Below are 1,432 nucleotides of genomic sequence, written 5' to 3'. Positions count from 1 at the left end.
TGACCTGAACCCCTAAAATTGGAGGATGGTTATGCAATTTTCTGGGAGGAATTGTTCCGGTATTCAACCGGTGACATTCCTCCCAGTTTTTGTTTTATACGATAATTGTTGTAATAGGAGATATATTCCTTAACCGCTTGGTTAAGGGAATTATAATCTTTAAAATTATTATTATGAACAGTGCCGACCTTTAATTGATTAAAGAAGCTTTCTATGCATGCATTGTCTAAACAAGTAGCTTTTCTACTCATACTTTGAAACACTTTATTACTTTTTAAAACATTGATATATCTACCGTTTTGATACTGAAATCCTTGATCTGAATGAACAGTCATTCTGTAATTAGTTTTGGGACGTAGTCCCATTAATTCATTTAATGGAGAAACTACAAAATCAACGTTTGGGTGTAATCCTATATTCCAAGAAATTATTTCACCGTTGTATAAATCCATAAACGCTGTGAAATATGCTCTTTCTAAGGTTGTTTTGTTTCCCCATCTAAGTTCAGTAACGTCTGTAACTATCTTTTGATATGGTCGATCTGTTTTAAATCTTCTTCTTAGTCTATTGCTTGCGACCTTGCCACAAGTTCCTTTATAAGAATTATACTTTCTGATTTTTCTTTTATAACTATCACATAAGAGTCCTTCGTTCTTCATGATGCGAAGGACTTTTTTATGATTGATATTATATCCTCGGCGTTTCAATTCAATGGTTACTCTTCTATATCCGTAATCTTTAAATTCGTTTCTAATGACTTTCATCTCACTGATGACCTCTTGGTCATCAACTTCGTACTCACGTTGACACGCATCGTAATAACTACTACTAGACATCTCGGCAATATCTAATAACACAAATAATGGAACGTTCATTTCTCGCCTTAACTCATTTATTATTTGCGCTTTTTCTTTATTGGTGATTTTTTGCTTTGAATCAAGGCGTCCAATTTTTCCAAGTATGCAACCTTAGCTTGTAAGTATGTTACTTGTTGTTCAAGTTGCTTATTCTTTTCTTCTAATGACATATCTTTATTATTTTTCATTTTGGGCGGTCTTCCTTTAGGTTTATTTAGGCGACCTTCAGCTTCTAATCGTTCCCATTGATATATCACAAAAGGACCGCTTATACCGAAATGCCGTGCGGCATTTGTTAAAGATTCATGATTTTTAAGTCGCCAATTTATGACCTTTATTTTAAATGAATATTCATAATATGTCTTTGTATTTTTTGAGAAATATTCAATTCCAAATTGTTCAACTTTTCTGATCCATTCATAAAGGGTCGCAGACCCTTTAATACCATATTTATTAGTGATTTTTGTAAATCCTAAACCATTATAATAATCTTTAATGGCAGCTAATTTTAATTCTTTAGAAAACATAAAAGAACCCCTTAAGTTAGATTTCTCCAACTCAAGGGGTTCAGTTCA

The 1,432-nt window shown here is 32.7% G+C and carries 2 protein-coding genes; both read right to left on the bottom strand.

The genetic code is table 11. The features are described 5' to 3' along the window. Positions 1 to 29: 29 nt before the first annotated feature. Positions 30 to 875, bottom strand: coding sequence for an IS3 family transposase (locus tag RZ78_RS05825; protein ID WP_054608413.1), 846 nt, complete (start codon positions 873 to 875; stop codon positions 30 to 32). Positions 876 to 895: 20 nt separating this feature from the next. Then, positions 896 to 1,384 (bottom strand): helix-turn-helix domain-containing protein, encoded by a 489-nt coding sequence (locus tag RZ78_RS05820; protein ID WP_054608412.1) that lies wholly within the window; start codon positions 1,382 to 1,384, stop codon positions 896 to 898. Between the last annotated feature and the right edge of the window lie 48 nt (positions 1,385 to 1,432).

It is taken from the genome of Apilactobacillus kunkeei (assembly GCF_001308195.1).
GTDB classification, from domain to species: Bacteria; Bacillota; Bacilli; order Lactobacillales; family Lactobacillaceae; genus Apilactobacillus; species Apilactobacillus kunkeei_C.
The sequence above is the reverse complement of the archived record's forward strand: the minus strand, read 5'-3'. Positions and strand labels throughout refer to the sequence as shown.

Bases quoted from the DNA above. Each gene is read 5' to 3' on its own strand.
- RZ78_RS05825 (WP_054608413.1), bottom strand. From the start codon at position 875: ATGAACGTTCCATTATTTGTGTTATTAGATATTGCCGAGATGTCTAGT.
- RZ78_RS05820 (WP_054608412.1), bottom strand. From the start codon at position 1,384: ATGTTTTCTAAAGAATTAAAATTAGCTGCCATTAAAGATTATTATAAT.